The sequence below is a fragment of the Stutzerimonas stutzeri genome, assembly GCF_000952685.1.
GTDB classification, from domain to species: Bacteria; Pseudomonadota; Gammaproteobacteria; order Pseudomonadales; family Pseudomonadaceae; genus Stutzerimonas; species Stutzerimonas stutzeri_E.
On sequence record NZ_JYHV01000002.1, the window covers coordinates 39,238 to 45,237 of the forward strand.

2 tRNA genes and 3 rRNA genes are annotated in these 6,000 nt (G+C 52.1%); all 5 read left to right on the forward strand.

From position 1 onward, the window contains the following. Positions 1–797: 797 nt before the first annotated feature. Positions 798–2,334, forward strand: a 16S ribosomal RNA gene (locus UF78_RS00545). A gap of 91 nt (positions 2,335–2,425) precedes the next feature. Beyond that, positions 2,426–2,502 (forward strand) — tRNA-Ile (locus tag UF78_RS00550). 30 nt (positions 2,503–2,532) lie between these two features. Beyond that, positions 2,533–2,608: transfer RNA gene (locus UF78_RS00555), tRNA-Ala, on the forward strand. A 249-nt stretch (positions 2,609–2,857) separates the two neighbouring features. Further along, positions 2,858–5,748: ribosomal RNA gene (locus tag UF78_RS00560) — 23S ribosomal RNA — on the forward strand. Positions 5,749–5,902: 154 nt separating this feature from the next. Beyond that, positions 5,903–6,000: ribosomal RNA gene (gene rrf, locus UF78_RS00565) — 5S ribosomal RNA — on the forward strand; the annotation flags it as partial.

The following is a 6,000-nucleotide window of genomic DNA, read 5'->3' on the forward strand; positions in this document are numbered from 1 at the left end:
AGTTTACAACTAGGGCGTTGCGACGGCGGCAGAGCGGGGTAGGCATCCAATAATGAGTGCTGGTTAGCTTCTTAGCGCAATTTTTGAGTGAACTCAGGCCCGCGGCTATGGTCGTTCGCTCGTACAGCTAATTGGTGCGCACATTGCGGCCGTTTCGCCGCCTTCATATATAAGAAGCGCGGATATAAGAGGCGCGGGCCTATAGAAAACTCAGTCTCGCCCAAGAAAAGCAAAACAACCGTTGACGTGGTTTTTTGAGTGCCTATAATGCGCACCTTCTCCGGCGCAGGCCTTTGGCGAAACGTCTTGTAAATCAAGAAGTTAGCTAAAATAAAGGCTTGCACGGAAGGCGGCTTCGAGTAGAATGCGCCGGGCTGACAGGGTGAAGGTTGAGTCCTGTTGGCGCTTCGGTCGGGTTGATCGGAGGCGGTTGAAAGAGGTGGTTGACAGCGGTTTTGGACGCTGTATGATTCGCCTCCCGCTGACGAGAGACGCGAGATTGATCGGAAGCGCAAGCGGTTGAGAAGAAAGAAAAACTTCTTCAAAAACAGCTTGACGAGAAACAAGGCTGCTGTAGAATGCGCGGCCTCGGTTGAGACGAAAGACTTGATCGAAACGCTCTTTAACAACTGAATCAAGCAATTCGTGTGGGTGCTTGTGAGGTAAGACTGATGGTCAGCAAGATTATCAGCATCACAATGTACTCAACGAGAAATCATTGAGTGCTCTTCTTTTAGGAGAAGAGATTTGCGATTGCTGAGCCAAGTTTAGGGTTTTCTCAAAACCCAAGCAGTATTGAACTGAAGAGTTTGATCATGGCTCAGATTGAACGCTGGCGGCAGGCCTAACACATGCAAGTCGAGCGGATGAAGGGAGCTTGCTCCCTGATTCAGCGGCGGACGGGTGAGTAATGCCTAGGAATCTGCCTGGTAGTGGGGGACAACGTTTCGAAAGGAACGCTAATACCGCATACGTCCTACGGGAGAAAGCAGGGGACCTTCGGGCCTTGCGCTATCAGATGAGCCTAGGTCGGATTAGCTAGTTGGTGAGGTAATGGCTCACCAAGGCGACGATCCGTAACTGGTCTGAGAGGATGATCAGTCACACTGGAACTGAGACACGGTCCAGACTCCTACGGGAGGCAGCAGTGGGGAATATTGGACAATGGGCGAAAGCCTGATCCAGCCATGCCGCGTGTGTGAAGAAGGTCTTCGGATTGTAAAGCACTTTAAGTTGGGAGGAAGGGCAGTAAGCTAATACCTTGCTGTTTTGACGTTACCGACAGAATAAGCACCGGCTAACTTCGTGCCAGCAGCCGCGGTAATACGAAGGGTGCAAGCGTTAATCGGAATTACTGGGCGTAAAGCGCGCGTAGGTGGTTTGTTAAGTTGGATGTGAAAGCCCCGGGCTCAACCTGGGAACTGCATCCAAAACTGGCAAGCTAGAGTATGGCAGAGGGTGGTGGAATTTCCTGTGTAGCGGTGAAATGCGTAGATATAGGAAGGAACACCAGTGGCGAAGGCGACCACCTGGGCTAATACTGACACTGAGGTGCGAAAGCGTGGGGAGCAAACAGGATTAGATACCCTGGTAGTCCACGCCGTAAACGATGTCGACTAGCCGTTGGGATCCTTGAGATCTTAGTGGCGCAGCTAACGCATTAAGTCGACCGCCTGGGGAGTACGGCCGCAAGGTTAAAACTCAAATGAATTGACGGGGGCCCGCACAAGCGGTGGAGCATGTGGTTTAATTCGAAGCAACGCGAAGAACCTTACCAGGCCTTGACATGCAGAGAACCTTCCAGAGATGGAGGGGTGCCTTCGGGAGCTCTGACACAGGTGCTGCATGGCTGTCGTCAGCTCGTGTCGTGAGATGTTGGGTTAAGTCCCGTAACGAGCGCAACCCTTGTCCTTAGTTACCAGCACGTAATGGTGGGCACTCTAAGGAGACTGCCGGTGACAAACCGGAGGAAGGTGGGGATGACGTCAAGTCATCATGGCCCTTACGGCCTGGGCTACACACGTGCTACAATGGTCGGTACAAAGGGTTGCCAAGCCGCGAGGTGGAGCTAATCCCATAAAACCGATCGTAGTCCGGATCGCAGTCTGCAACTCGACTGCGTGAAGTCGGAATCGCTAGTAATCGTGAATCAGAATGTCACGGTGAATACGTTCCCGGGCCTTGTACACACCGCCCGTCACACCATGGGAGTGGGTTGCTCCAGAAGTAGCTAGTCTAACCTTCGGGGGGACGGTTACCACGGAGTGATTCATGACTGGGGTGAAGTCGTAACAAGGTAGCCGTAGGGGAACCTGCGGCTGGATCACCTCCTTAATCGAAGACTTCAGCTTCTTCATAAGTTCCCACACGAATTGCTTGATTCACTAGCGAAAAGCGATTGGGTTTCGACCCGAGAGAGACGATTGGGTCTGTAGCTCAGTTGGTTAGAGCGCACCCCTGATAAGGGTGAGGTCGGCAGTTCGAATCTGCCCAGACCCACCAATTGTCATGGGATGTGGCCGATCTGTAGATGGGGCCATAGCTCAGCTGGGAGAGCGCCTGCTTTGCACGCAGGAGGTCAGCGGTTCGATCCCGCTTGGCTCCACCATTAACTCGATAATCGCTGAAAGCACAGAAATGAATGCGCTCTTTGAGTGTATTGATTTCTGGTCTTTGCGCCAGTAACTGTTCTTTAAAAATTTGGGTATGTGATAGAAGTAGATTTGGGTAATTACTTTCACTGGTGATTATTCAAGTCAAGGTAAAATTTGCGAGTTGCTCGAGAGAGCGAAATGCGGATTTTCGGCGAATGTCGTCTTCACGTTATAGACAGTAACCAGATTGCTTGGGGTTATATGGTCAAGTGAAGAAGCGCATACGGTGGATGCCTTGGCAGTCAGAGGCGATGAAAGACGTGGTAGCCTGCGAAAAGCTTCGGGGAGTCGGCAAACAGACTGTGATCCGGAGATGTCTGAATGGGGGAACCCAGCCATCATAAGATGGTTATCACACACTGAATACATAGGTGTGTGAGGCGAACCAGGGGAACTGAAACATCTAAGTACCCTGAGGAAAAGAAATCAACCGAGATTCCCTTAGTAGTGGCGAGCGAACGGGGACTAGCCCTTAAGCTTCTTTGATTTTAGCGGAACGCTCTGGAAAGTGCGGCCATAGTGGGTGATAGCCCTGTACGCGAAAGGATCTTAGAAGTGAAATCGAGTAGGACGGAGCACGAGAAACTTTGTCTGAATATGGGGGGACCATCCTCCAAGGCTAAATACTACTGACTGACCGATAGTGAACTAGTACCGTGAGGGAAAGGCGAAAAGAACCCCGGAGAGGGGAGTGAAATAGATCCTGAAACCGTATGCGTACAAGCAGTGGGAGCCTACTTTGTTAGGTGACTGCGTACCTTTTGTATAATGGGTCAGCGACTTATTTTCAGTGGCGAGCTTAACCGAATAGGGGAGGCGTAGCGAAAGCGAGTCTTAATAGGGCGTCTAGTCGCTGGGAATAGACCCGAAACCGGGCGATCTATCCATGGGCAGGTTGAAGGTTGGGTAACACTAACTGGAGGACCGAACCGACTACCGTTGAAAAGTTAGCGGATGACCTGTGGATCGGAGTGAAAGGCTAATCAAGCTCGGAGATAGCTGGTTCTCCTCGAAAGCTATTTAGGTAGCGCCTCGTGTATCACTGCTGGGGGTAGAGCACTGTTTCGGCTAGGGGGTCATCCCGACTTACCAAACCGATGCAAACTCCGAATACCAGCAAGTGTCAGCACGGGAGACACACGGCGGGTGCTAACGTCCGTCGTGAAAAGGGAAACAACCCAGACCGTCAGCTAAGGTCCCAAAATCCTGGTTAAGTGGGAAACGATGTGGGAAGGCTCAGACAGCTAGGAGGTTGGCTTAGAAGCAGCCACCCTTTAAAGAAAGCGTAATAGCTCACTAGTCGAGTCGGCCTGCGCGGAAGATGTAACGGGGCTCAAACCAGGTACCGAAGCTACGGGTTCAACGTAAGTTGAGCGGTAGAGGAGCGTTCTGTAAGCCTGTGAAGGTGAGTTGAGAAGCTTGCTGGAGGTATCAGAAGTGCGAATGCTGACATGAGTAACGACAATGCGAGTGAAAAACTCGCACGCCGAAAGACCAAGGGTTCCTGCGCAACGTTAATCGACGCAGGGTGAGTCGGTCCCTAAGGCGAGGCTGAAGAGCGTAGTCGATGGGAAACGGGTTAATATTCCCGTACTTCTAGTTACTGCGATGGGGGGACGGAGAAGGCTAGGCCAGCTTGGCGTTGGTTGTCCAAGTTTAAGGTGGTAGGCAGAGGTCTTAGGTAAATCCGGGATCTTAATGCCGAGAACTGATGACGATCCTTCTTTTAGAAGGAGAAGTGGTTGATGCCATGCTTCCAGGAAAAGCCTCTAAGCTTCAGGTAACTAGGAACCGTACCCCAAACCGACACAGGTGGTTGGGTAGAGAATACCAAGGCGCTTGAGAGAACTCGGGTGAAGGAACTAGGCAAAATGGCACCGTAACTTCGGGAGAAGGTGCGCCGGTGAGGGTGAAGGGTTTACCCCGTAAGCTCATGCCGGTCGAAGATACCAGGCCGCTGCGACTGTTTATTAAAAACACAGCACTCTGCAAACACGAAAGTGGACGTATAGGGTGTGACGCCTGCCCGGTGCCGGAAGGTTAATTGATGGGGTTAGCGCAAGCGAAGCTCTTGATCGAAGCCCCGGTAAACGGCGGCCGTAACTATAACGGTCCTAAGGTAGCGAAATTCCTTGTCGGGTAAGTTCCGACCTGCACGAATGGCGTAACGATGGCGGCGCTGTCTCCACCCGAGACTCAGTGAAATTGAAATCGCTGTGAAGATGCAGTGTATCCGCGGCTAGACGGAAAGACCCCGTGAACCTTTACTATAGCTTTGCACTGGACTTTGAATTTGCTTGTGTAGGATAGGTGGGAGGCTTTGAAGCGTGGACGCCAGTTCGCGTGGAGCCAACCTTGAAATACCACCCTGGCAACTTTGAGGTTCTAACTCTGGTCCGTTATCCGGATCGAGGACAGTGTATGGTGGGTAGTTTGACTGGGGCGGTCTCCTCCTAAAGAGTAACGGAGGAGTACGAAGGTGCGCTCAGACCGGTCGGAAATCGGTCGTAGAGTATAAAGGCAAAAGCGCGCTTGACTGCGAGACAGACACGTCGAGCAGGTACGAAAGTAGGTCTTAGTGATCCGGTGGTTCTGTATGGAAGGGCCATCGCTCAACGGATAAAAGGTACTCCGGGGATAACAGGCTGATACCGCCCAAGAGTTCATATCGACGGCGGTGTTTGGCACCTCGATGTCGGCTCATCACATCCTGGGGCTGAAGCCGGTCCCAAGGGTATGGCTGTTCGCCATTTAAAGTGGTACGCGAGCTGGGTTTAGAACGTCGTGAGACAGTTCGGTCCCTATCTGCCGTGGACGTTTGAGATTTGAGAGGGGCTGCTCCTAGTACGAGAGGACCGGAGTGGACGAACCTCTGGTGTTCCGGTTGTCACGCCAGTGGCATTGCCGGGTAGCTATGTTCGGAAGAGATAACCGCTGAAAGCATCTAAGCGGGAAACTTGCCTCAAGATGAGATCTCACTGGAGCCTTGAGCTCCCTGAAGGGCCGTCGAAGACTACGACGTTGATAGGTGGGGTGTGTAAGCGCTGTGAGGCGTTGAGCTAACCCATACTAATTGCCCGTGAGGCTTGACCATATAACACCCAAACAATTTGATGTTTGCGTGTCAGACGGTTGAAGTCGACAAACAAACCGAAAAGACGCATCGCTCGCAAGCGAAACCAATACAGCAACACCATCACATACCCAATTAGGGGAAGCGACTGAACACCGACTCCCCAACCGAATTGCTTGACGACCATAGAGCGTTGGAACCACCTGATCCCATCCCGAACTCAGAAGTGAAACGACGCATCGCCGATGGTAGTGTGGGGTCTCCCCATGTGAG